This is a genomic window from Vagococcus proximus, assembly GCF_029143285.1.
In the GTDB taxonomy this organism is placed as follows: Bacteria; Bacillota; Bacilli; order Lactobacillales; family Vagococcaceae; genus Vagococcus_D; species Vagococcus_D proximus.
Map to the genome: position 1 here is coordinate 182,113 of NZ_JAPDSH010000003.1, position 26,120 is coordinate 208,232.

Consider the following 26,120-nt stretch of genomic DNA (forward strand, 5'->3'; position numbering starts at 1 on the left):
GTGTCATTAATTTAATTTCTTTTGTAACTCATATAATGTATTGAGCGCGGCCATCGGTGTCATCTCTAACATGTTCAACCCTTTAACTTCGGCTACTAGAGCCTCTAGCTCTGGAGAAACATCATTAAACAATGACAACTGACTCACTTCTTCTTCGACTTTAGGTTGATTAACAACTGGAGCTTGTTCTACTTCAATTTCTTTTGGTACTACTTTAACTACAGGATTACCTGATTCTAATACCTCAAGAATAGTAGAAGCATGGTCTAATAAATCATCCGGTAAACCAGCTAACTTAGCTACATGAATACCATAACTCTTATCCGCAGGTCCTTCTAGCATTTTGTGCAGAAAGACAACTTCTCCATCTTTTTCAACAGCCCCTACGTGACAATTCACTAAACCTTCTAACGTTTTATCTAAGTCCGTCAGCTCATGATAATGAGTTGAGAAGAGTGTTTTAGCTTTTACCTTATCATGAATATAATGAATAATCGCTTCAGCTAAAGCCATTCCATCATATGTAGCCGTCCCACGACCAATCTCATCAAACAAGATTAAGCTATTCGGTGTCGCATGACGTAATGCTTCATTCGCCTCCATCATTTCAACCATGAACGTACTCTGTCCTGAAATCAAATCATCAGACGCACCAATACGTGTAAATATTTGATCGAAAATCGGCATATCTGCTGATTCTGCCGGAACAAAACAGCCCATTTGAGCCATAATTACGGTGAGAGCAAGTTGACGCATATAAGTACTCTTACCAGACATATTCGGCCCAGTAATAAGCAAGATAGAGGTATCCTCATCCATCATCACACTATTCGGAATGTACTCTTGATGCCCCATTACTTTTTCAACAACCGGATGACGTCCTTCTTTTAATAGCAATTTGTGACTACCTGCTACCATATTTGGACGAACATATTGGTATTTTTCACTGACCGTAGCAAAACTTTGCAGGACATCAACTGTCGCCACTGCATGGGCCAATTTTTGGATACGACCAATTGCCGCTTTAATCGTTTCTCTGACTTCAATAAATAGCTGATACTCTAAATCTTTTGATTTTTCTTCAGCTTCTAAAATCAAACGTTCCGTTTCTTTTAATTCAGGAGTAATATAACGTTCCGCATTTGCCAATGTTTGCTTTCTTTCGTAACGTCCTTCTGGCACATTAGCTAATTGTCCTTTTGTCACTTCAATATAATAGCCAAATACACGATTAAACCCAATTTTCAGGGTCTTAATTCCTGTTTCTTCACGTTCTTTAGCTTCTAGTGACGCAATCCACTGTTTCCCATTAGTCATCGCTTCACGGTACACATCTAGTTGCTCATTGTAGCCTGTTTTAATGACCGAACCTTCCGTAATCGTAAGCGGTGAGTCTTCATGAATGGCAGTATTAATCAAGGAAACGACATCTGTAACAGGGTCTAATCCACCTAATAACTCTTGCCATTCGCCCCTGTTAATCCCTGTTAATAATTGTTCAATTTGCGGCACTTGTTCTAAAGATGATTTCAATTGAATTAAATCACGACCATTAACACTGCCAAAGGCGATGCGACCTGCTAAACGTTCTAAATCATAAACATTAGTTAACGCTTCTTGTAAATCAACTCGTTCAAAGAAGGCTTGAATCAAACTCTCCACCATGTTTTGACGCTCTTTAATCTGATGTTCTTGAATAAGCGGACGGTCTAACCATTGTTTCAGTAAACGACCACCCATTGCTGTTTTTGTTTCATCAAGTAGCCACAATAATGTTCCTTGCTTTTTACCTGTTCGAATCGACTGAGCTAACTCTAAATTAAATTTTGAATAATGGTCCATTTTTAAGAAATGCTTTGGTTCATAAATGCGTGCTTGTTGTAAATGAGACAAGCTACGTTTTTGAGTACCAAGTAAATAAGCCAATAATTTATTAACCACTTCAGCCATTAAGACATCGGTTAAATCTTGGGTTAAATAACTTAGTTCCGCATTTTCTAATGTTTCAAATTGTTCTGAGAACACCACATTAAGACGTTGGGTCAACTTATGTTTCAACTCTTCGGGTAAACTGTTCCCTACAATAACCTCACGTGTTTGTAAGCTAGATGCCTCGTTTAGCACACTTTCCTGATCAGGCAAAACGGTTGTTTTTAACTCCCCAGTTGTCAGGTCTGCATAAGCGAAGCCATACGGACTACTGCCTTCCGTCGAAACGATTGCAGTTAGGTAGTTATTTTCTTTCGCATCGATTCCTTTTGACGCCATGACCGTTCCTGGCGTTACAAGTTGAACAACTTCACGCTTAACCATACCTTTAGCCGTTTTAGGGTCTTCAACTTGCTCACATAAAGCAACTTTATAACCTTTTTCTATTAGAGTATCCAAATACCCCTGCGCCGCATGATGCGGAATACCGCACATCGGAATTGGATCATCTGCATTACGATTACGACTCGTTAATGTCAGCTCCAAAATTTGAGAGGCTTTGATTGCATCGTCATAAAACATTTCATAAAAATCACCCAAACGATAGAATAAAAAAGCATCTGGGTAATTTTCTTTTATTTTAAAATATTGCTCCATCATTGGTGTATGTTTTGTTTTTTGTGGCACCTTTTGTCACTTCCTTATTCTTTTGTTCCTATTGTTTCATTTCTAATGAAATCCAACATGTCCTTTTCCAGACGATGATTAAACTGTGTCTCAAAACGCTTTGTCAAATGCTGTAACAAATCATTTGCATCGATGAGTTTTTCACGATAACGAATAACTAAGGGGTGATTATCAAATTCTTCGGTTAATCTGTCCGCCTCTTTAAGCGCCACTTTTTCCGCCTCTGGTTTTCCATAATGCGCAAATTTAACAGCATTTTTTTGCTCTGCTTTGATTTCTTCTACAAGAGCAACTAGTCCTTCATGCCCTTCAACTTTTGCTTCTATTGCTTTATAATCTCTAATAATTTCACTTTGATTTAATAGCGTAATAAGCGAGTTTAAAGCTTGCTCCACTTTTTCATCGCTAATTTTTGGGCCATTATCTGACATCTTAACTACTCCACCTTCCACTTTTAATCTTTAAAAGGGCTGTCCTCATTAATTTGACCGATTTCAATTTTCTTAGCGCGACCTGTTTGGTCATCTATTTCTAATACCGCATATGATAAATTAGAACGTCCACTTTCGACCACTTCAAAACGGTGAGGTAATGCTGTTCTAAATTTCCCAATTACCGCATCACGTTTCATTCCTAAAATACCATCATATGGTCCTGTCATCCCAACATCTGTTAGATAAGCTGTTCCTTCTGGTAAAATACGTGCATCATTTGTTTGGACATGAGTGTGCGTTCCTAAAACCGCTGAAACACGTCCATCTAAAAACCAGCCCATTGCTTGTTTTTCACTTGTTGTTTCAGCATGGAAATCAACAAAAATAAGTGGTGTACGTTTACGTGCCTCGGTTACCATCTCATCAATTTTTTTAAACGGATCATCTAGATCAACCATAAATGTACGTCCTTGTAGATTAATAACCGCTAATTCTACTTGATTAACTTTCACATAAACAATGCCTTGACCTGGCGTTGTCGCTTCTGGAAAGTTTGCTGGTCTCACCATTTTTTTAGCATCTGCTATAAATTCAAAAATATCTCGATTATCCCACGTATGATTTCCTAATGTTACGACGTCAGCGCCATCTTGTAGAAATTTTTTATATATTTTTTCAGTGATACCTCGACCAGATGCCGCATTTTCACCATTTACAATCGTCACTTGCGGACGAAATTTCTTTTTCAATTTTGGTAGATAGTCAGTAATCATATCTCTTCCCATTGACCCTACAACATCTCCTACAAATAAAATACGCATAAATTGTCTTCCTCTTCTCTCTAATATCTGTACCTATTCTATCAATTTTAACACCTAATTGGAAGAATACTAGTTACTTCACAACATAAAAAAAGAAGAATAAAGCTAATAGCCTTACTCTTCTTTAAAAATTATTATTTAGCGTAATCAACTGAACGTGTTTCACGAACAACTGTTACTTTAATGTGACCTGGATAATCCAATTCATCTTCGATACGCTTACGAATCTTACGAACTAAGATTGCTGATTCATCATCAGATATTTCATCAGGTTTAACCATGATACGAACCTCACGACCCGCTTGAATAGCAAAACTAGACTCAACACCAGGGAAGTCATTGGAAATCCCTTCAAGACGCTCTAAACGCTTAATATAGTTTTCTAATGATTCGCTTCTCGCACCTGGACGTGCTGCTGACAAAGCATCAGCTGCTGCTACTAAAACAGAAATGACAGATGTCGCTTCTGTATCGCCATGATGTGATGCAATTGCATTAATAACAACTGGATGTTCTTTGTATTTCTTAGCTAATTCCGTTCCAATCTCAACATGAGACCCTTCAACTTCACGGTCAAGAGCCTTACCAATATCATGTAAGAAACCTGCACGTTTTGCTAATTCAACATCTTCACCTAACTCTGCCGCTAGAACTCCTGTTAATTTAGCAACTTCAATTGAGTGGTTCAACACATTTTGACCATAACTTGTACGGAATCTCATGCGACCCATAATTTTAATCAAGTCTGGGTGTAACGTATGAGCACCAACTTCGAAGGCAGCATTCTCACCGTATTCACGGATTGTTTCATCCATTTCTTTACGTGCTTTCTCTACCATTTCTTCAATACGAGCTGGATGAATGCGACCATCTTGAATTAATTTTTCAAGCGCAATACGAGCTGTTTCACGACGAATCGGATCAAATCCTGATAATACTACTGCTTCTGGCGTATCATCAATAATCAAATCAATCCCTGTTAATGTTTCTAGAGTTCTAATATTACGACCTTCACGACCAATAATACGCCCCTTCATTTCATCATTCGGTAATGTAACAACAGATACAGTTGCTTCGGATACTTGATCCCCAGCACAACGCTGCATAGCAAGTGATAAAATATTTTTAGCTTTACGGTCTGCCTCTTCTTTAACCTTACGCTCACTATCTTTAACCATTAAGGCTACTTCGTGAGTTAACTCTTCTTCAGTAGTTGTCATGATAATATCACGTGCTTCTTCACGAGATAATGCGGCTACTTTTTCTAATTCTTTTTGCTTCGCTTCAATTAATTCAGTTACTTCTTTTTCTCGTTCACCAATTAACTGTTGTTTAGAATCCAGTTTATCTTCTTTTTCTTCTAGCGAGTGTTCGCGTTTTACTAATGTTTCATCTTTACGATCAAGATTAGTTTCACGTTGCAGTAAGCGACTTTCTTGTACCTTCACTTCATCTCTGCGTTCTTTCAACTCACTTTCAATAGTTAGACGATACTTTTGGTTCTCTTCTTTCGACTCCAATAACGATTCTTTTTTTAACGTTTCAGCTTCTTTAGCAGCTGCTGCTAAGATACCTTCCGCCGATGTTTTAGCACCATCAATCGCTTTTTTATGGCGACTATTTGCACTAATAAAACCACCAATGAGACCGACAATTAATATGATGATACCGAGGATTACTGTTAAAATACCCATCTGTACACCTCCGTATTATCTGTGTTTCTATATGTAGTTTTTAGTTGATAAACATCAAACTACTTATCAATATGCCCTACATGCATAACTGTATAAAAATAACTTTATATACATATTTCATTCTAATAGTTGTGCCTATGCGTGTCAACTTATAATTACTGTTCATTCCTTTAATTTAACGTCTTTAAAATAAAAAAAAGACAGGTGAAAATCACCTGTCTTTTAATTCTATTCTAAATCTAATGTCACTTCATCTTCTTCAACTTCGATGTCATCACCTATACCATATTCATTACGAACACGTTTTTCAATTTCATCGTACATCTCTGGATGGGCCATCATATAATTTTTAGCATTTTCACGACCTTGTCCAATACGTTCTTCTTTATAAGAATACCATGCACCACTTTTGTCTACAATATCTCTTTCTGAAGCCATATCTAAGAGTTCACCAGCTTTTGAAATACCTAACCCGTACATTAAGTCGACCTCTGCTACTTTAAAAGGCGGAGCAACTTTGTTTTTTACAACTTTAATTTTCGTACGGTTACCAATGATATCCGTTCCGTTTTTTAATTGCTCAGCACGACGTACTTCTAAGCGAACTGTCGCGTAAAATTTAAGTGCACGTCCACCTGGTGTGATCTCTGGGTTACCAAACATTACACCAACTTTCTCACGAATTTGGTTAATGAATAAAGCAATTGTTTTAGTTTTATTGATAGAACCTGATAATTTACGTAGGGCTTGAGACATCAAACGCGCTTGTAACCCAACATGAGAGTCTCCCATTTCACCGTCAATCTCAGCTCTCGGTACTAAAGCAGCAACCGAATCGACAACTACAATGTCAATAGCGCCACTTGAAACTAAAGCATCAGCAATCTCAAGGCCTTGTTCCCCAGTATCTGGTTGAGATAGTAGTAACTCATCAATATTAACACCTAAATTTTGTGCATATTTAGGATCTAAGGCATGCTCGGCATCGATAAATGCAGCTGTTCCTCCTTGCTTTTGTACCTCTGCAATGGCGTGTAAGGCCACTGTTGTCTTACCTGAACTCTCTGGACCATATACTTCTACAATACGTCCACGAGGATAACCACCTACACCTAACGCCACGTCTAATGCTAGGGAGCCACTAGGGATTGTTGAAATTTGTGTATCCACTTTCTCGCCAAGTTTCATGATTGACCCTTTGCCATAATTTTTTTCTATTTTTTTTAACGCAGCATCCAGTGCTACTTTACGATCATCTGCCAATTAAATATGCCTCCTTATTTGTTCCCGAATTTATTTCTATACCTATCATACTTTTTCTCACTTAAAAAATCAAGCTTTTTACGAATGTTTGTTCGTGTCTATTTGTTCGAATAATAGTCGACGCCTTATTAGGTCCATTCCTTTTAGAACTGCTTGATATTGAATAGAAGCCTTATTACCCCCAAAATTATAGCGCATCACTTCTTGCTTCCCTGTTCGGTCAGTTAACGCTATAGCAACCTCACCAACATCATAGCTTTCACTCTGACAACTATCTGTTATACCCGCAATCGCAATCGCGTAATCTGTTTCAAACATCTGACAACAGTTTCCAGCAACAAGCGTTAATAACTGTTCATCTAAATAATCATTTGATTCATTTTGACTGGATACATTTGGTAAAGAAGTAACCAATTGATTGAGGGAGGGGAAAATAACGCCTCCCTTACTTATTAAATCCGAACCCGGTATCGTTGAAATCGTACTTTGGAATAATCCTGATGTTAAACACTCCACGCTTGATAGTGTCTTACCCATCTGCTTTAATACATTGACCAATTCATTTTGCAACGAGTTAGTTTCACCGTAACCATAAAAATATAACCCAACTTTTTCTTGAATTTTTTCTTCCATTTCATTTAGCAATAGAAGCGCCTTTTCATTTGTCTCAGTTTTCGCTGTCAAACGTAATGTTACTTCATTCGTTTTAGCATACGGAGCTATTGTTGGGTTAGTTTGATTGGTAATCAACTCTGCTAATTCTGTCACTAAGCGCGATTCTCCAATCCCATAAAAACGTAAGACACGTGATGTTAGTTTCATCTTTTGAGGTAGCAACTCTTTCAAAACAGGCTTAGCTGATTCTTCAAACATGCCTTTTAATTCTCTTGGCGGTCCAGGTAATACCATATAAGCCGTCTTCTCTGCTTGATAAAAGGTCCCAATCGCTAGACCCACTGGATTTTCTAAAACTTGACCATTGGAAATTGCCAAAGCTTGACGTTTATTATTCGGCGTCATTGGTCGGCCGGATTTCGATATATATGATACGACATAATCCAAAGCCTTTTGGTCCATTACCAGAGCCTCGTTTAAATGTTCAGCTAAAATATCACGCGTGATATCATCGTCAGTCGGTCCTAACCCACCACATAAAATAACTAGTTCACTTCTGGTATCCGCCAATTCTAAAAGTGTTTTTAAGCGTCCAGGATTATCTCCTACCACCGTCTGATAATAAACTTCATAACCTAATCCTGCTAATTCTTCTGAAAGGTATGTTGCATTCGTATTCACCACTTGCCCTAACAAAAGCTCTGTTCCTACTGCAATAATCTCTGCTTTCATGACTGCCACACCCATTCTTTATAATATTCGCGTAAAGTGATACTTTCTACAAAATTATATCACACAAATTTAAACAAAAAAAAAACAACGAGCTTACTCGTTGTTTTTCTATTACATAGAACCCTTGAATACGTGACTATTTTTAATAAAGTAATCTACGCCTGAATAAATAGTAAAAGCTAAACAAACATAAAGTAAAATCGTTGCTACCGGTAAACCTAACGCTTCGAATGGTGCATTATTAATCATCAAGAAAATAATCGCTAACATTTGAGTGGCTGTTTTTACTTTACCAGGCCATGCTGCTGCCATAACTTCACCATCTTCTACTAATAACAAACGTAAACCTGTTACTGCTAGTTCACGACAAACAATAACTGCCGCAATCCAAGCTGGTACTTCCCCTTGTGAGACAAGCACAATAAAGGCTGTCATAACTAACATTTTATCTGCTAGAGGATCTGCAAATTTTCCGAAGTTGGTAACTAGACCTTGAGAACGGGCAATTTTACCATCTAGCCAGTCTGTGATACTCGCAACCGCAAATATTATCATCCCAACAAATTGATTAACTGGGATAGCTGTTCCCGCAATCGACATATTTCCCCATGCCATAACATCGGCCACTACTATTAAAAATACCGGAATCATACATATTCTGATTACCGTTAACTTATTTGGTAAATTCACTTTAAAGCACCTTCCTTTAACTCATTATCGTCATAACTAAACCTATTCAATCAATAATTTGATATTACGTTTTACTGCTTCGTCACCCTCTGGATTAAATTCAAGATCCTGACCGTTAATTTTAACTTCTGCATTACTAACATTACCCAGCACAATTCTAGCTTGAGTTGTTCCTTCAGGTAATGTTGTCTCCCCTGATTCACCCGCTTCTAGTGTCTGATCATACACGTATTCCCCGTCAATCATAACACCTACCCAACATCTAGCATCTTTGCCTAAAAATTCTAAATCTAAAGGCCCTTCTGCATTCAAGACAGTCATAGTAACATTATAACCTTCTTGACTATCAAAGTTAATATCTAGATCGTCTGGTGCTTCTTCAACATCTTCTTTCTTTATAGGTTCCTTCTTTTTAACCACTACTTTATCTGCTTTTTTAATTAAAGGTTCATCTTCTGTTGAACGAAGCGTCAAAAAGCCTATTCCAAAAATAATAAACGCTGCAACAGCAAATAAAAGAAGCATTGGAAGATTTGATTTTACAACATTCGGTTTCCTATCAGAGTAACGATCTCTGCTTAAATTCGAACGCTCTTCTTCTACCTTTGTTACTTCCACTACCACATTCTCATCCACTACGACACCATCAAAACGATCTGCTAAGTAATCGCCATCTTCGCCAACTTCATTAGCATATTGACGAATAAAAGAACGGGCATAATAATCACCGGGTAATTCATCAAATTTATTTGCTTCTATTAATTCTAAGTAACGCGTTTGAATTTTAGTTGCCTGTTGTAATTCTTCAATAGTCAAGCCTTTTTCTATACGGGCTTTCCTTAAAATATCTCCAATCGTCCTCACAAACTCACCCTTTTTCTATATAATTACATCCTACATTTTCCATCCACCTGTTACTGGTAGGACTATTCCAGTCAAGTATGATGCAGAATCACTCGCTAAATAATTAACAGCTCCTGCTACTTCTTCTGGCTCAGCTAAACGTCCCACAGGAATCTCTATACGTAGGTCTTCTAATTCTTCAGTTGTCCATGCCTCATTCATTTTCGTCGCTACTGCACCTGGAGCTACCAAATTGACCGTAATACCAAGTGATGCAACTTCTTGTGCATATGCTTTTACAAAGCTTTGTTGTGCTCCTTTTACCGTGCTATAAACCACTTCCATAGCACTGCCAACCAAACCATAAACTGAACCTATAAAAATAATACGTCCTTTTTTTGTTTTAGCCAATTTACTTTGAAGGTTCTGGCAAATTTGTATAGGGGATTTTACCATACAATTCCACAGGGCATCCATCTCATCAACTGTTGTATCTGTCAGTAGCTTGTACACTGTATCACCACTGGCAAAAATCACGGCATCAACCTGGAATAATTGTTCAAAAAATGTTGCCGAAACTTTTTTTTCAGACATATCTAACTGTATCATAAAAAAATCTTGTTTAGGATACTTTTCAGTTAATTTTTTTACTAAATCTGAACTTTTTTTCTGATTTTTATTAAAGTGACAATAAATAGACCAACCTTCTGCCGCTAAACGCATCACACAAGCTTCACCAATATCACCACTCGCACCTAAAACTAATGCATATGGCATCCTATTTCTCCTCTTCGGGATAAATATAAAACTCGCTAATGCTTTCTTTTTTAATAAATTTTGATCTAACTTCATGAATGTCTTCTAAAGTAATATGATCTATTACTTCAACTAAATCGAACAAGGTTGCTTCCCCATAACTCATTTGACTAAACTTACGAGCAATAAATTCTAATGAATTAAGCGATTGAAGGTGTTTTCCGAGCATTTTTTTCTTTAATAGAGTTAGCTTCTCCTCTGTTAAATCTGGACTTGTTGCCGCATTTAACAAGATTGATTTTATTTCATTAGCTAGTTCTTCTGGCTTTGCACTATCTCCACCAAAATCAGCAAAATGAAATCCTCTATCCAAAGTGAAATCATAACCAAAACTATCATCAATTAATCCTTCGTTGTATAAACGTTCTCTTGTTGTAGAAGTGTCACCAAATAACAACTGGAACAGTAGACCTGCTGTCGTTTGATAACGAAGTAACCCCATTCCATCTTCTGGTAAAACGTCATCTCCTCTAACTCCAACTATTACTTTACTTCTATTTACTGGCATTTTGATACTACTTGTTTTAATCAAATAATCTTGATTCCCTGTTGGATTTAGACGTTTAATTGGCTCGGACGGCTTAAACTCTTTTTTATCTTGATTCTCTCGAATAAGAGTCATCATTTCTTCTGGTTCCATCTTACCAACTACAAGTAAATTCATATTACTTGGATGATAGAACGTACGATAACATAAGTGTAAATCTTCTGCTGTTATTTCAGCAATACTCTCGATTGTCCCTGCAATATCAATATGTAGCGGATGATTCGGATACATATTACCAATAATCCCAAAGAATAAACGCCAATTTGAGTCATCTTGATACATTTGGATTTCTTGGCCGATAATTCCCTTTTCTTTTTCAACCGTTTCTTCCGTAAAATAAGGATCTTGAACGAAATCTAAGAGTGTTGTCATATTTTCTGATACTTTACTTGTCGTTGAAAAAAGATAGCTTGTTTTAGTAAAACTCGTATAGGCATTTGCTGAGGCCCCTTGCGCTCCAAAGTTTTGAAAAACGTCACCCGTCTCTTTTTCAAACATTTTATGCTCTAGAAAATGAGCAATACCATCTGGTACAAGGACCGGATCCGTCTCACCTAACGGAATAAAATGATTATCAATTGAACCATAGTCTGTTGTAAATAAACCATATGTCTTATTAAAGTCTTCTTTTGGAAGCAAAATAACAGTTAGACCGTTAGCCATTTTTTCTTTATAGATAACTTCATTGACTCCTGAATAAACTATTTTTTCCATTATTCTGCTCCTCCTGTCATAAAGTACGTCGCTTGTAGTGTCACTTTATCCGCTACTTTTTGAATGTCTTCTATCGTAACAGCCTCTAATTTTTCTACCCATTCATCCGCAGTTATATTTGATTGCGGTAATTTTTCCTGTAAAAATGCAGCTTCAATAACCGCAGCTGGATTATCTAATGATAAGAAGTAGTGATTTTTTAACATCTCCTTCGTTTGAGATAATTCATCTTCTGATATTTCTCCTCTAACAAGACTAATCAATTGTTCTTGAATTAACAATTCGACCCTCTCACGATTTTGACCATCAATACCTGTTTGAACGGTTAATAACCCTCTGAAAGTATCTAACGAACTCGATGCATAATAAGCCATACTTTCTTTTTCACGAACATTCATAAATAATTTGGAGTGAGGAAAACCACCAAAAAGTCCATTAAAAATTTGCATAGCAAAATAATCTTGATCATAGTAATAACAGTTTGTGTTGTAAGCTAGATTTAATTTGGCTTGAGAAATATTATATGTTTCTTCTTTTATAATGACCTCTTTTTTTACTTCTTGACTATAGAAAGCTTGCTCTGTTACTTCTGAACGCTCCCCAAAAGGCAAAGCATCAATTTGATGCCTTAATTTCTCTGCGGATACATCACCAATAACAAAAATATCTACAGTATCTTCTGCTAGCATTTGAGTATAATAGGCTGCCAAGCTAGCTGGGGTTTCTTTCCCTACTTCTTCAATTGTCCCAAAACTTGGATATTTTTGATTATCATCTTCAGAAAAATAAACTTCTTGAAGTTTAAGCGAGGCTAAACTTTGCTTATCATCACTTACTGATGCAATATACTCTTGAAGATTTTTTTGTTCTCTATAAAAGGTATCCTTATCAAATTCTCCCGCTTCAATAGCAGGATTAAATAACATTTCCTTCACAAAGGAAATCCCTTCAGAAATAACATCTTCTTCATTAGGTAAATACTTGTCATTTACACTATTAAAAATAACACTTAAATAATGGGTCTGTCCTTTTTTCCCCACATTAATACCATAGCTTGCACCATACATATCAGCTAATTTTTCGCTAACTGCTAATTGAGTATTATATTTTTTGGAACTCGTCTCTAACATACTCGCTAATAGTGTCCGTTTACTAATAGTCTCTACTGACAACGGTGCTGAAAAGCGCATCATCATACGGACCGTTTTATATTTTTCTGTAGGAATAACATGAAAGTTAATTCCATTTTTTAATTTATCCACTCTAATACAACTTCCTCTCTCATCTAAACTAACTATTCTCACCTATACGAAACCTCTCCGTTGTTCATTAAACATCTATTAAAGGTTAGTGTTGGGCTATTTCTACCTTTTTAGTTTTTTATACTAGCCCTATTTCTCAATTTATGATAGCATAGAATTCGACATTATTATACTGATAGTCACTGGCAAAAGACCATAAAAACAGTCCTAACGAAAGAAAGGGCTCTTATTTTTGTCTTCCTGTTAGTTTTCTATAAGTTTAATATAAAACAAAAAGGGGGAAATTGTTTTGATTAAAGAATTTAAAGAGTTTATCATGCAAGGAAATGTATTAGACTTAGCAATCGGGGTTGTAATCGGTGGTGCTTTTACAGCAATCGTTAAAGCAATCGTTGAAGGTCTTATCACACCATTAGTTGGACTTGTTATTAGTTTATTCGGTGTTAAAAATATGGAGAAAATGTCTTACACATTTAATGGTGTAGAATTTGGTTACGGAATGGTAATCAGTGCGATTATCACATTCTTCATCACTGCTATTGTTGTTTTTGCAATCGTTAAAACAGTTAACAAAGCACGCGATATGTCAGGTGTTAACAAAGAAGAAGAAGTCGAAGATGAAATGGAAGCAACTGAACAATTATTAATGGAAATCCGCGATTTATTATCTAAAAAATAAGCCAAACAAAAAACTCTCTAACAAGTGTTAGAGAGTTTTTTTATTTATCTTTTTTTCTCAAAAAGTGGACTAACTGGTTTGTTTTCGTGAATGCGTTTAATAGCATCTCCAATAAGAGCGCCAACACTCACTTCTTCAATCTTATCAATTCTATTTTCATCTGGTAAGTAGATAGAATCCGTTACAATCACTTTTTCGATTGGTGAATTATCTAATCTTTCAAACGCTGGTCCTGATAAAACTGGGTGTGTACAGCACGCTAAAACTTCTGTTGCGCCAGCATCTTTCAATGCTTTTGCTGCTAATGTAATTGTACCTGCTGTGTCGATCATGTCATCGATTAAGATACATTTTTTACCATCGACATTACCAATAATATTCATCACTTCAGCTACGTTAGCTTTTGGACGACGTTTATCAATAATTGCGATTGGTGCTTTTAAGAATTCTGCCAATTTACGAGCACGTGTCACGCCACCATGATCTGGTGAGACAACAACTGTATCGTCGCCAACATAACCATTATCAATGAAGTACTCAGCTAAAAGAGGTGCTGCCATTAAATGGTCAACTGGAATATCAAAGAATCCTTGAATTTGTACCGCATGTAAATCTAATGTTAGAACACGGTTTGCTCCTGCTGCTGTTAACATATTCGCTACTAATTTAGCTGTGATAGGCTCACGAGAACGAGCTTTTCTATCTTGACGAGCGTAGCCGTAATAAGGCATAACAACGTTAATTGTTTTCGCACTCGCACGTTTTAACGCATCAATCATAATTAATAACTCCATTAAGTTATCATTGACAGGTGAGCTTGTTGATTGAATCAAGTAAACATGATCACCACGGATACTTTCTTCAATATTAATTTGAATTTCTCCGTCGCTAAATTGGTTTACTGATGATTTACCTAACTCTACTCCTACTGCATTTGCAATTTTTTCCGCTAACTTTTTGTTAGAGTTTAAGGCAAATATTTTCAGTCTTGGATCAAAGTAATGTTTTGACATGAGGACCTCCGCTTTCTTTTTAAGAAAAATTTTTGTTTTCATATTAAATACTAGTCATTTTCACGTAGAAAATCAAGTTATTCTAAGAATTTATTGTGAATACGGTAGTTTTTTAGCATATTGCTCTTTATTAACTTGAGTTTCACGTGCAATCGCTAAAGAATTTTCAGGAACATCTTTTGTAATCGTTGAACCTGCTGCTGTAAATGCCCCATTCCCAATCGTCACTGGAGACACAATACTTGTATGACAACCTAAGAAAACATTGTCGCCTATAATTGAACGGTGTTTATTTTTCCCATCATAGTTAACAAAAACTGTACCGCATCCGATATTAACATTTTCGCCAACTTCAGCATCGCCAACATATGTTAAATGCCCCACTTTAGAATCTTTTTTAATCTGAGCATTTTTAATTTCCACGAAGTTACCGACATGAACATTTTCAGCTAGCTCAGCATTTGGACGTAAACGACCAAACGGACCAACATCACTGCCGTTTCCAACTGTTGCGCCTTCAATATGTGATGAAATAACTTTGACATCATCGCCAATCACGCTATCAATGATTTCACTGTTCGCTCCAATATGACAACCCGAACCAATGACAGTGTTACCTTTCAAGCTTACGCCTGCTTCGATGACAGTGTCATTTCCGATTGTAACCGTTGCATCAATATAGGTTGCTTCTGGGTTAACAAACGTCACACCATTTACCATATGTTGACGATTTAAACGTTGACGCATTGTCTTAGTTGCTTCTGCTAATGCCATGCGGTCATTAATCCCAATAGAATCTTTAAATTCTTTCATTTGATAGGCAGAAACAATTTCACCTTTTTCTTGTAAAATACCGATTACGTCTGGTAAATAATACTCTCCTTGAGCGTTGTTATTTCCAACTTGTGCGAGAGCTTCAAACATTGCTTTATTATCAAAACAGAATGTTCCTGTATTAATTTCTTGAACTTGTCTTTCGACTTCATTCGCATCTTTTTCTTCCACAATACGTTCTACGTGACCATTTTCATCTCTGATGATTCGACCATATGAAAATGGACTTTCAGCATGGGCTGTTAAAATTGTCGCCTTAGCTTTTGATTTTTCATGCTCTGTAAACAAAGAATCTAATGTTTCTGCTGTAATTAAAGGCGTGTCTCCGCAAACAACTAGTGTTGTCCCTTCTGCTTTTTCAAGTAACTCTTTTGTCATTAAAACAGCATGACCTGTCCCTAATTGTTCTGACTGTAACGCGTATTCTGAACGCTCACCTAATTTTTCTTTAACGCTCTCTGCGCCAAAACCAACTACTGTAACTATTTTTTCTGGTGATAATTTCTCCACATTACCTACTACGTGCTCTACCATTGCCTGCCCTGCAATTTCATGTAACACTTTATATTTCTTTGATTTCATACGTGACCCTTGTCCCGCCGCTAATATAATGGCATAACGTTTTGTCATTTATAACATCCTCCTATAAACTAACTCTCTTAGTTAAAATATGTTCCCGGTACAACCGTAATTGTTTTCGTTGAAACATCCACATCTTTGACACATAATAACGATTGATATGATTCAATCATACGTCTTCCACTGAAAGTTGATTCCGCAAATACTGTGATCCCAACTAACTCTGATTCAAATTCTTCAATTAAGGCTTTCATACCATTTACGGTACCTCCGCCCTTCATAAAGTCATCCACAACTAGCACTCTCGAGCCACGTTTCAGACTACGCTTAGATAGTTCCATCTTTTCAATTCGTTCAGATGAACCTGATACATAATTTACACTGACCGTTGATCCTTCAGTAATTTTTGAATCACGTCTCACGATAACAAATGGGACATTAAGATGGTACGAAACAGCTTGCGCAATTGGTACCCCTTTTGTTGCCACTGTCATCACAGCGTCGATTTTTTCATTTTTATATTTTGAAGCTATAATCTGACCAACCTGACGTAATAGCTCTGGCTCTCCTAATAAATCAGATAAATAGACATACCCCCCTGGTAACAGACGGTCTTTTTCTGATAAACGATCACATAGTGTCGTTATCACCTCTTCTGCTTGCTCAACTGTCATATCTGGAATAAATCTAACCCCGCCAGCAGCACCTGGCACTGTTTCTAAAATCCCTTTATTTCGTTCTTGAAATGTTTTTTTGATAATACCCAAATCCTCACTGATTGACGATTTAGCTGAGCTATAACGTTCAGCAAAAAATGGTAATGGTATCAATGTATGGGGATGCTCTAACAAATAGTGCGTCATATCGACTAATCGTTCACTTCTTCTGATTTTCATTCTGTCACCTCTTCTCTTACAATCACTCCCTATTATATGATTTTTTACCCAATAAACCTAGCCTTTTTGCCAATTATTACAAAAATTGTTCGTTTTTATAATCAATTATTGATCCTTTTTAAATCAAAAAAAATAAGCCCATCTAATTAGATAGACTTATTTTTTCTTGATTGGTATAGATATGTTTTTATTTTTTTTATGACCATTACTAAAAAGAAAATACCAATAAAAATTAAAGTAATCGTCGCACCTGGTGGCGTGTCCACTTGATAGGACGTTACTAATCCGCCTAACATGCCGATCAATCCAATAACCACACTAACTAACAAGACTTGGTTAAAACTACGTCCGATTCTCATAGAAATTGCCGCAGGAAGTACCATTATAGCTGACACTAATAACGCACCTGCAATTGGAATCATTACCGTAATAGCAATACCTGTTAAGACATTAAATAGTAAAGACATCCATCTTACCGGTAAACCATCAACATGCGCTGTATCTTCATCAAATGTTAATACATACATTGGACGTTTAAATAAACTAAAAATAATCACTAATAAAATCAGGAGCACACCAAGTATGATAACTTGATCTTGGCTAATTGTTACAATCGAACCAAATAAATACTGTTGAATCCTCATAGATGAGTCACCTTTATTAGCATTCATCAGCACTAAAGCTGTTGCAAGTCCACCAGACATTAAGATCGCCGTTGACACTTCAGAATACGTTTGATAAACCATGCGTAAATATTCTAATACTACAGCCGATACGATGACAACGAATAAAGTAGTCAGTGTCGGATTTATATTAATAAAAAATCCTAATGCAATTCCCGCTAAGGAAACATGAGATAAGGTGTCTGCTAATAACGACTGCCTTCTCACAACTAAAAATACTCCAATAAGTGGTGCGATTATTGCCATGAAACTTGCTGCTAACATCGCTCGTCTCATGAATTCATATGAAAGCATCGCCATTCGGAATCCTCCTTTCTCACTAAACGGATATGTCTATCCGCATACTCTTTAATATCCTCATGATCATGTGTAATCATCAAAATTGCTTTGTTATGGTCATGAGCATTGTGACGTAGTAATTCATAAAAATCGCCACGTGATGTTTCATCCATCCCTGTTGTCGGTTCATCTAAAATAAATAAATCTGGATCTGTTGCAAAAATACGTGCCAAACAAATACGCTGCTTTTGACCACCCGATAATTCCCCTACTCGTTTGTTTCTCATATCCCACATGCCAACAGATTTCAATGCTTTTTCGACATGTTGATGATCCGTCTCATCAAATCGCTTAAACCAACGACCACGTTGATAACGCCCTGATTGAACTAATTCCAATACAGTACTAGGAAAACCCGCATTGAACGACGCTACTTGCTGTGGAATGTAACCGATGCTTAATTTTTTTCCTTCCACATTTGTTTTAGCTATCGTGACATCTCCTGATGCTGGCGTTAATAAGCCTAACGTATTACGGACAAGGGTCGATTTAGCCGCCCCATTTTCTCCTGTCAATATAACAAATTCTCCTGGATCAACATGATAAGAAATATCTTCCAATACAGGCTCTTCACCATAGTAAAACGTGACATTATTGACTTCTATATAATGTTTTGTCATCGTTACACCTTCATTTCTTCATCAATTTTTATTTCTATTCTTTAAAACGTAAAGATTACGTTTTAAAGAATACCATTATTATTAGACTAACGTCAAGGAAAGCCTTCGATTATTATAAAAAAGTCATGAACAATCTAAATATAGAGTGTTCATGACTTTTGTTTCATATCATTAAATTTCTAATTGGCCCTCTAAAGTCCTTACAATATATACTTCTTCGCAGAACCCTTTAACACCATTATAAACACGTTGCGCTCGGGAATATTTATCACATAACGCATAAACAGTTGGACCGCTCCCACTCATGAGTGCAGCATCTGCCCCGAATTTCAACATTTTTTCTTTAATCTGACCAACAATTGGATGCTTCGCTGTTGTCGCCGTCTCTAATGAATTGCCAACACTTGCAACCATCTTCTGATAATCACCTGACCGAATCGCTTCTTCCAAAGCCTCTATATCGGGATGATGCAGCGTCTCCACTGCTAAATCTGTAAAAATAGTCCATGTTGACACACTAACACGAGGTTTTACAACAACTACCCAACACGCTGGCATTGCTGGTAATGGTGACAACTCATCTCCTCTACCTGTTGCTAAAGAGGTGTTTCCTCGTACACAATATGGCGTATCTGAACCAATTTTTTTACCTAATTCAGCCAGTTCATCTAAGCTCAAATTTAATTCCCATAATCTGTTCAACCCTCTTAGCGTTGCTGCTGCATCCGTACTTCCTCCAGCCATACCCGCTGCTACAGGAATACGTTTGGTTACTTCTATATGAACCCCTTTATCAATACGGCAGTGCTCTTTAAGTAAACTAGCCGCTTGATACACGTGATTGCGACGATCAACGGGTAAAAAGCTACTATCCGTTTCAATTATAATATCATTTTGAGGCAGCTCTCGGAAAATTAGTTTGTCTGCTAAATCAATACTGGCCATAACCATATTTACTTCATGGTAGCCATCTTCTCTTTTGTGTAAAATATCCAAACCGAGATTGATTTTAGCTGGCGCTTTTTCAATAATTTCCACGATAGTCCCTCCTCTTTAAGATTTGTAACTTCAATATTATACCTTATTCATAAAAAAATAGGAATAAAAGGTCAATGTCTCTCGTTATATTTTCATTTTTACTTACGGTGCATTTTAAATTCTAAAAATAAATCATTATAGACACCTAAGTACTCTGGACCTAGATCTTCATACACTTGTAACTCTTTAATGACCTCTTCTTTAGGATAAAACTGTTCATCCTCGACAATTTCCTTTGGTAATAATTTCTTAGCTTCTTTATTTGGTGTCGCATACCCAATATATTCCGCGTTAATTGCCGCATTTTCAGGCTCCAACATGAAGTTAATGAAAGCATATGCGCCCTCAATATTTTTAGCCGTCTTAGGAATCACGATGTTATCAAACCATAAGTTACTGCCTTCTTCTGGTATGACATAATGGAGATGATTATTGTTCTCTAACATTTCTGCTGCTTCACCTGAAAAAGAGACAGCTACTGCACTTTCTTCATTACTCATGTACATTTTTATTTCATCGGCTACTATCGCTTTAACGTTAGGCACCATCCCCATTAATTTCTCCTTAGCAGCTTTTAACTCAGCCATATCTTTACTATTTAATGACTGATTGTCACTATTTAAAGCTAGTCCTAACACTTCTCTAGCACCATCAATTAGCATGATATTATTTTGAAGTTCTGGTCGCCATAAGTCATTCCAACTTGTCATATCTGCCTTATCAACAAACTTATCATTATAAATAATCCCTAACGTTCCCCAAAAATAAGGAATGGAATAATCATTATTAGGATCAAATGCTAAATTTTTAAAAGCTGGATCGATAGCATCCATACCTTTTATCTTTGTTCTATCTAGCTTCTTCAACATATTATTTTTCATCATCTTCTGAATCATATATTCACTCGGAATGGTAATATCATACGCCGTTCCGCCTTGTTGCACCTTCGTAAACATCGCTTCATTAGAATCGAACGTTTCATAACTGACTTTATAAGACGTTTCTTTCTCAAATTTTTTAATCAAATTTGGGTCAATATAATCACCCCAATTATAAATTGTGAGTGTATTCGCCCCGGAAAAGCCTTGCACTTTCTCTAATTGATGACTTCCTAGGTAAAGTAGAGCAATAATCCCAACAATTCCGATAACTAATGATCTTAATTTTTTCATAGATGCTCCACCACCTCTCGATGAGCTTTACGACGTGTTTTTTGTTTCTTTGTTAAATTGCCTTGGCTAATAAAATAATAACCTGCCACAAGTAACATTGAGAAAACAAACAGTAACGCACTTAACGCATTAATTTCCAAACTAACCCCTTGTCGTGCACGTGAATAAATTTCTACAGATAACGTACTAAATCCATTTCCAGTTACAAAAAATGTCACAGCAAAATCATCTAAGGAATAAGTGAATGCCATAAAATAACCTGCCACTACACCCGGTGTGATAAATGGTAAAATTACTTTGCGAATAACCGTCCAATTCCCTGCCCCTAAATCACGTGCAGCATCAATCATCGAATCATTCATCTCTTTTAATTTCGGTAACACCATCAGCACAACAATTGGAATACTAAAGGCAATATGTGACAGTAATACTGAAGCAAATCCCAAACTCAAACCTAAAAAAGTAAAGAAGATCAAGAAACTCGCTCCGATAATAACATCTGGTGACACCATTAAAATATTATTTAAACTCACCAACACATTACGACTTTTACGCTTCTTAGTATAGTAAATCATCATTGCTCCGAATGTTCCAATGATCGTAGCGATCAAAGCAGATAAAAAAGCCAACATAAACGTATTCAATACAATCCCTATTAAACGTTTATCTGAAAATACTCCTTTATAGTGATCTAACGTAAACCCTGTAAAATCAGTCATCGTGCCACCAGCGTTAAAAGAATAAAAAATCAAGTAAAAAATTGGCAAATATAACAAAGCAAAAACCGCCAATAAATAAAGCTTTGACCACTCAAATTTCTTCAACATTAATGACGGCCCCCTTTCTTCTTACGCTCACCCGTTACAAGCATAATCGCTAGCATGGCAACAATCAACACAACGCCAATTGTTGAACCCATACCCCAATTTTGAGTCACCATAAAATGTTCTTCTATGGCTGTTCCAAGTGTAATCACTCGGTTTCCACCAATTAAACGGGTCAACATGAATAAACTTAATGACGGAATAAAAACGGCTTGAACACCGCTCTTAACCCCATTCATCGAAAGTGGTACAATCACACGACGAAAGGTCTCCCAACTATTCGCACCTAAGTCACGACTGGCACTGATTAACGAAGGATTCATCTCTTCTAGTGCATTAAAGATTGGCATAATCATAAATGGAATTTCAATATATGCTGCTACAAAAATAAAACTGAAATCTGTAAACAAAATCTGTTTCGAGCCAATTCCAGTAAACATCAAAAATTGATTAATCGTACCATGTGTGCTAAAAATACCGATAAATGCATAGGCTTTTAGCAATAAGTTGACCCATGTTGGTAAAATAATCAACATCAATAAGAGCTGCTTATGTTTCATTTTATTTAAAATATACGCTGCGGGATAGCTAATTAATAACACCACTACCGTGATAATAAATGCATACCAAACAGAGTTTAAGGTCATCCGGAGATACGTCCCCGATGAAAAATATTCTTTATAATTGGCTAATGTAAACTGGTTATCAATCCCCTTAAACGATTGATAAATAATAAGTAGTACGGGCGCAATCACAAACAGCCCTAACCACAGCACATACGGTATGGAATAAATTCGTTTTGTTTGAGTCATTGACGTCCCTCCTATTCTTCCTCATAACTTTCAAGACGTGCATCAAATTCCTCTTCCGATTCATTGTAACGCATGACATGAATATCTTCTGGTTCAAAGAATAATCCGACTTGCGAACCTTCTTTAGCTTTACGAGTCGAATGAACCACCCATTCATTTCCTTCAGCATCTAAGCCTACAATTTCATAATGAACGCCACGGAACAATTGGCTGTCCACTTTAATAATCAACTTCCCGTTTTCAACGGTTGTTAAGGTTAAATCTTCAGGTCTAATCATCACATCAATTGCTTCATTCGGACGCATTCCACCATCAACACATTCAAATGTTTTACCTACGAATTGAACCAAGTTATCCTCTAGCATATTTCCTTTTACAATGTTACTTTCACCAATAAAATCTGCTACAAAACGGTTAATTGGCTCATCATAAATATCAACTGGTGTTCCACTCTGAACGATTTTCCCTTTATTTAAAACAAAAATCTCATCACTCATCGCTAAAGCTTCTTCTTGATCATGAGTCACAAAAATAAAGGTAATCCCTAAACGCTTTTGCAATTCTCTTAATTCATATTGCATATCTGTTCGTAATTTCAAATCTAAAGCAGAAAGTGGCTCATCTAATAAAAGTACCTCTGGTTCATTCGCCAAGGCTCTTGCAATAGCAACACGTTGACGTTGACCACCTGACATTTCTGTAATTTCACGGTCTTCAAACCCTGATAATTGAACTAATTTCAGAACTTCCTTCACTTTACTCTCAATTTTATCTTTCGGGACTTTTTTAATTGTTAAACCAAATGCAACATTATCAAAGACATTCATGTGAGGAAATAACGCGTAATCTTGAAAGACAGTATTTACTTTTCGCTTATTGGCCGGAATATCATTCACTCGTTTCCCTTCTAATAAAATCTCGCCCTCACTAGCCTCGATAAACCCCGCAATTAAACGTAAAATTGTAGTCTTACCACAACCAGATGGTCCGAGTAGCGTGTAAAACTTCCCTTGCTCAATCTCAAAACTCACATTATTTAATACAGTTGTCTCGTTGTAACTTTTTTTTACTTGATCAAAAACAATAATGCTTTCTCCCATCTCCTTACCACCCTTTCATATCTTAACTATTATAAATACGATTCCGTAGCAACTAGCAATAACTTGCTCTTACCGTTAAATTGATTTTTTATTTGATGTGTCTCTGTTGCTTGATAATAAATCGCTTCGCCTTCTTTCGCAAAATAACGACGAAGTCCTAACTCCACACAGACTTCACCTTCCAAAACATAGGCAAAGGTGTCAGATAGTGATGGCCCAAATTCTTTAAACTCACCTTTTTCCTCTAAGGATAAAAAGATAGGCTCCATTTCATTCTCATTTGATTCTGGTACTAACCACTCCACTTGATACTTCTTATCCTCATCATAATAGATTGTGCGCTCTGTTTCATCGTATACCACTTTTTGCTCATGAGACTTCTCATTAAAAAACTCTTGAGGCGTTGTTCCTAAAACTTCTAATAAATTAAAAAAAGAATCCATCGATGGAGAACTCAGGTCTCGTTCTAATTGACTAATATAACCTTTCGTCAAATCCGTTCGTTCACCAAGCTCTTCTTGAGTTAAATTCTTTTGAATACGTAGATTTTTAATCTTACTGCCTATCTCCATGGTATCCCCCATTTCAAATGTGTAGTATTTCTAAACTTCAAAAGGCAAAAGTTTGGTATAAATAAACTTCTAGTTTACAAAGTATAAGTAAGTATACAAGCGATATTAACAAACTTCAAGCTTATTTTCTCACTTTTTAATCGCTTTTTAGCGTAATCTTTCCTATACTTATAGATAGATGAGTTATTATCCGAAGGAGGAATTAATTTTGACTACATTCAACGCTTTAATTTTAGAAGAACAAGATGATTCACGTATTACGACAACTGTTAAATCCATCTCTACTGACTCACTTTCAACTGGGGATGTTTTACTTAAAGTAGCCTACTCAAGTGTAAACTATAAGGATGCCCTAGCTACACAAAAAAAATCAGGTGTCATTCGCAACTATCCCATTATTCCAGGAATTGATTTAGTTGGGACTATCGTTGAACCTGGCGACTCACAATACCGAACAGGAGAAACTGTCATTGTTACAGGTTACGGCTTAGGAGTTGCTCACAGTGGTGGCTATGCAGACTACGCTAGAGTGCCTAGCGATTGGTTGACCGCCCTACCTAATGGCTTAACCGAAAAAGAAAGTATGACGCTCGGCACAGCGGGTCTAACGGCTGCTCTTTCAGTTAACGCGATTGAACGCCAAGGCCTACGTCAAAAACCGCATTCACGTATTTTAGTAACAGGGGCTAGTGGCGGTGTTGGCAGCCTAGCTATCGGGATCTTAGCCAAACTGGGGTATACCAATATTACAGCACTTACTCGAAAAAGCGATACCGCACATGATTACTTTAAACAACTCGGTGTAACAACCGTTCTTTCTGCCCAAGAATTTAATGAACAACCTGCTAAACCACTTATGGCTCAAAATTTTGATTATGTCATTGACACTGTTGGCGGCAGTCAGCTGGAACACATCTTACCTCAAATTTCGTACGGTGGTAGTATCTCACTTTGCGGAAATGCTGGCGGAATCAGTTTTAATTCGACCGTTCTACCTTATATTTTAAGAGGGGTTAATTTATTAGGAATAGATTCTGTTAATATGTCATCAGAAAAACGCCTTTACATATGGAACCGTCTTGGAACCGATATGAAGCCTGATAATCTTTCTCAGTATATCAAATCTGAACTAACATTAAATGAGCTTCCAGAAGCATTTAATGACCTTTTATCCGGACAGATGACTGGGCGCTATCTAGTGTTATTAAATAACTAATTTCTTACTTGACTTTAAGGGCTCATCTCCTTATGATATAAACAATGATTTTAAGTTCATTTTTTTATGATAAGGAGATTTTATGAAAAATAGACGAAATAAAACTTATCGCTTAACCATACGTGCGATTTTAACTGCTTTAATCTTTATTCAAGGAATGGTTCCCTTTTTAGGCTTCATTCCACTGGGGATGATTAGTTTAACCATTGTTCATATTACCGTCATTGTTGCTGCGGTTACATTAGGAACAAAAGATGGCATGTTTATCGGATTTGTCTGGGGCCTGACAACCTTCATTAGAGCCTGGACGATGCCTAGTTCTGCTATTGACCCCATTGTATTCATCAATCCAATTGTATCCATTCTACCCCGTATCTTAGTCGGTCTTGTTGCAGGTCTACTTTTTACAGCTCTCTACAAAAAAATGAAGAGCCTTTACCTTCCAACAATTATTGCAGCTGTGGGTGGAACACTTACTAATACAATTCTCGTTTTAAGTTTAATGGGATTCTTATATACAGGTCCTGTTGCTGAACACTTCTCAACGACACCCAGCCAACTAATGTCTGTTCTAGGTTTAGCAGTTCTTACAAACGGAATACCTGAAATAATAGCTGCTGTTATTATTACACCTTTAATTGTTAAAGCTCTTTTTCAAGCTACAAGCTTATCGCCTGAAAATCGTAACAAATAAAA

The 26,120-nt window shown here is 36.7% G+C and carries 25 protein-coding genes; 3 read left to right on the forward strand and 22 right to left on the reverse strand.

Features of this window, described 5'->3' with window-relative positions; all coding sequences use genetic code 11:
* Nucleotides 1-6 precede the first annotated feature (6 nt).
* From mutS to yfmF, 11 genes are all read right to left on the reverse strand, one after another.
* Nucleotides 7-2,616: a DNA mismatch repair protein MutS gene (mutS, locus tag OL233_RS05465; protein WP_275471354.1), complete on the reverse strand. Its 2,610-nt coding sequence runs from the start codon at nucleotides 2,614-2,616 to the stop codon at nucleotides 7-9.
* 14 nt (nucleotides 2,617-2,630) lie between these two features.
* Entirely contained in the window at nucleotides 2,631-3,047 is a 417-nt protein-coding gene (locus OL233_RS05470; protein ID WP_275471355.1) for a YlbF family regulator, read from the reverse strand.
* 23 nt (nucleotides 3,048-3,070) lie between these two features.
* Complete coding sequence (locus tag OL233_RS05475; RefSeq protein WP_126831784.1) at nucleotides 3,071-3,871, reverse strand: TIGR00282 family metallophosphoesterase; 801 nt, start codon at nucleotides 3,869-3,871, stop codon at nucleotides 3,071-3,073.
* 134 nt (nucleotides 3,872-4,005) lie between these two features.
* Nucleotides 4,006-5,565, reverse strand: coding sequence for a ribonuclease Y (rny, locus tag OL233_RS05480; RefSeq protein ID WP_275471356.1), 1,560 nt, complete (start codon nucleotides 5,563-5,565; stop codon nucleotides 4,006-4,008).
* A gap of 228 nt (nucleotides 5,566-5,793) precedes the next feature.
* A complete protein-coding gene (recA, locus tag OL233_RS05485) occupies nucleotides 5,794-6,828 on the reverse strand; it encodes a recombinase RecA (protein ID WP_275471357.1) in 1,035 nt (344 codons plus the stop codon).
* 78 nt (nucleotides 6,829-6,906) lie between these two features.
* A complete protein-coding gene (locus OL233_RS05490; RefSeq protein WP_275471358.1) occupies nucleotides 6,907-8,175 on the reverse strand; it encodes a competence/damage-inducible protein A in 1,269 nt (422 codons plus the stop codon).
* 111 nt (nucleotides 8,176-8,286) lie between these two features.
* Nucleotides 8,287-8,865, reverse strand: coding sequence for a CDP-diacylglycerol--glycerol-3-phosphate 3-phosphatidyltransferase (gene pgsA, locus OL233_RS05495; RefSeq protein ID WP_275471359.1), 579 nt, complete (start codon nucleotides 8,863-8,865; stop codon nucleotides 8,287-8,289).
* Between the two features lie 42 nt (nucleotides 8,866-8,907).
* Entirely contained in the window at nucleotides 8,908-9,681 is a 774-nt protein-coding gene (locus tag OL233_RS11410; RefSeq protein ID WP_437184406.1) for a helix-turn-helix domain-containing protein, read from the reverse strand.
* 78 nt (nucleotides 9,682-9,759) lie between these two features.
* Entirely contained in the window at nucleotides 9,760-10,485 is a 726-nt protein-coding gene (gene ymfI, locus OL233_RS05505) for an elongation factor P 5-aminopentanone reductase (protein WP_275471361.1), read from the reverse strand.
* A gap of 1 nt (nucleotide 10,486) precedes the next feature.
* Nucleotides 10,487-11,785 carry an EF-P 5-aminopentanol modification-associated protein YfmH gene (gene yfmH / locus OL233_RS05510; RefSeq protein WP_275471362.1) on the reverse strand — a complete coding sequence of 433 codons (1,299 nt, stop codon included), beginning with the start codon at nucleotides 11,783-11,785 and terminating at the stop codon, nucleotides 10,487-10,489.
* On the reverse strand, nucleotides 11,785-13,047 hold the full coding sequence (yfmF, locus tag OL233_RS05515) for an EF-P 5-aminopentanol modification-associated protein YfmF (protein ID WP_275471363.1): 1,263 nt from the start codon (nucleotides 13,045-13,047) through the stop codon (nucleotides 11,785-11,787). The genes yfmH and yfmF overlap by 1 nt, the downstream gene beginning before the upstream one ends.
* Before the next feature lie 289 nt (nucleotides 13,048-13,336).
* Here yfmF and mscL point away from each other — a divergent pair, with 289 nt between their 5' ends.
* Nucleotides 13,337-13,726 carry a large conductance mechanosensitive channel protein MscL gene (mscL, locus tag OL233_RS05520; RefSeq protein WP_126831792.1) on the forward strand — a complete coding sequence of 130 codons (390 nt, stop codon included), beginning with the start codon at nucleotides 13,337-13,339 and terminating at the stop codon, nucleotides 13,724-13,726.
* A 44-nt stretch (nucleotides 13,727-13,770) separates the two neighbouring features.
* Here mscL and OL233_RS05525 read toward each other — a convergent pair whose 3' ends face one another.
* From OL233_RS05525 to OL233_RS05575, 11 genes are all read right to left on the reverse strand, one after another.
* Nucleotides 13,771-14,739: a ribose-phosphate diphosphokinase gene (locus tag OL233_RS05525; protein ID WP_126831793.1), complete on the reverse strand. Its 969-nt coding sequence runs from the start codon at nucleotides 14,737-14,739 to the stop codon at nucleotides 13,771-13,773.
* Between the two features lie 90 nt (nucleotides 14,740-14,829).
* A complete protein-coding gene (gene glmU, locus OL233_RS05530; protein WP_275471364.1) occupies nucleotides 14,830-16,203 on the reverse strand; it encodes a bifunctional UDP-N-acetylglucosamine diphosphorylase/glucosamine-1-phosphate N-acetyltransferase GlmU in 1,374 nt (457 codons plus the stop codon).
* A 29-nt stretch (nucleotides 16,204-16,232) separates the two neighbouring features.
* Nucleotides 16,233-17,048, reverse strand: coding sequence for a pur operon repressor (gene purR, locus OL233_RS05535; RefSeq protein WP_275471365.1), 816 nt, complete (start codon nucleotides 17,046-17,048; stop codon nucleotides 16,233-16,235).
* 146 nt (nucleotides 17,049-17,194) lie between these two features.
* Nucleotides 17,195-18,031, reverse strand: a complete 837-nt coding sequence (locus OL233_RS05540) for a metal ABC transporter permease (RefSeq protein ID WP_275471366.1) — start codon at nucleotides 18,029-18,031, stop codon at nucleotides 17,195-17,197.
* Nucleotides 18,004-18,690, reverse strand: a complete 687-nt coding sequence (locus OL233_RS05545) for a metal ABC transporter ATP-binding protein (protein WP_275471367.1) — start codon at nucleotides 18,688-18,690, stop codon at nucleotides 18,004-18,006. Before OL233_RS05545 ends, OL233_RS05540 begins: the two co-directional genes overlap by 28 nt.
* A 171-nt stretch (nucleotides 18,691-18,861) precedes the next feature.
* Nucleotides 18,862-19,728 carry a 4-(cytidine 5'-diphospho)-2-C-methyl-D-erythritol kinase gene (gene ispE / locus OL233_RS05550; RefSeq protein WP_275471368.1) on the reverse strand — a complete coding sequence of 289 codons (867 nt, stop codon included), beginning with the start codon at nucleotides 19,726-19,728 and terminating at the stop codon, nucleotides 18,862-18,864.
* 98 nt (nucleotides 19,729-19,826) lie between these two features.
* Nucleotides 19,827-20,900, reverse strand: a complete 1,074-nt coding sequence (locus tag OL233_RS05555) for an ABC transporter substrate-binding protein (protein ID WP_275471369.1) — start codon at nucleotides 20,898-20,900, stop codon at nucleotides 19,827-19,829.
* Complete coding sequence (locus OL233_RS05560; RefSeq protein WP_275471456.1) at nucleotides 20,897-21,724, reverse strand: ABC transporter permease; 828 nt, start codon at nucleotides 21,722-21,724, stop codon at nucleotides 20,897-20,899. Before OL233_RS05560 ends, OL233_RS05555 begins: the two co-directional genes overlap by 4 nt.
* Nucleotides 21,725-21,726: 2 nt before the next feature.
* Nucleotides 21,727-22,536, reverse strand: a complete 810-nt coding sequence (locus OL233_RS05565) for an ABC transporter permease (protein ID WP_275471370.1) — start codon at nucleotides 22,534-22,536, stop codon at nucleotides 21,727-21,729.
* 11 nt (nucleotides 22,537-22,547) lie between these two features.
* Complete coding sequence (locus OL233_RS05570; protein WP_275471371.1) at nucleotides 22,548-23,636, reverse strand: ABC transporter ATP-binding protein; 1,089 nt, start codon at nucleotides 23,634-23,636, stop codon at nucleotides 22,548-22,550.
* 29 nt (nucleotides 23,637-23,665) lie between these two features.
* Nucleotides 23,666-24,208 carry a helix-turn-helix domain-containing protein gene (locus tag OL233_RS05575; protein ID WP_275471372.1) on the reverse strand — a complete coding sequence of 181 codons (543 nt, stop codon included), beginning with the start codon at nucleotides 24,206-24,208 and terminating at the stop codon, nucleotides 23,666-23,668.
* A gap of 208 nt (nucleotides 24,209-24,416) precedes the next feature.
* On the opposite strand from OL233_RS05575, the gene OL233_RS05580 reads away from it, so the two are divergent.
* Nucleotides 24,417-25,424 carry an acrylyl-CoA reductase family protein gene (locus tag OL233_RS05580; protein WP_275471373.1) on the forward strand — a complete coding sequence of 336 codons (1,008 nt, stop codon included), beginning with the start codon at nucleotides 24,417-24,419 and terminating at the stop codon, nucleotides 25,422-25,424.
* Between the two features lie 82 nt (nucleotides 25,425-25,506).
* Nucleotides 25,507-26,118, forward strand: a complete 612-nt coding sequence (locus OL233_RS05585; RefSeq protein ID WP_275471374.1) for an ECF transporter S component — start codon at nucleotides 25,507-25,509, stop codon at nucleotides 26,116-26,118.
* Nucleotides 26,119-26,120 lie beyond the last annotated feature (2 nt).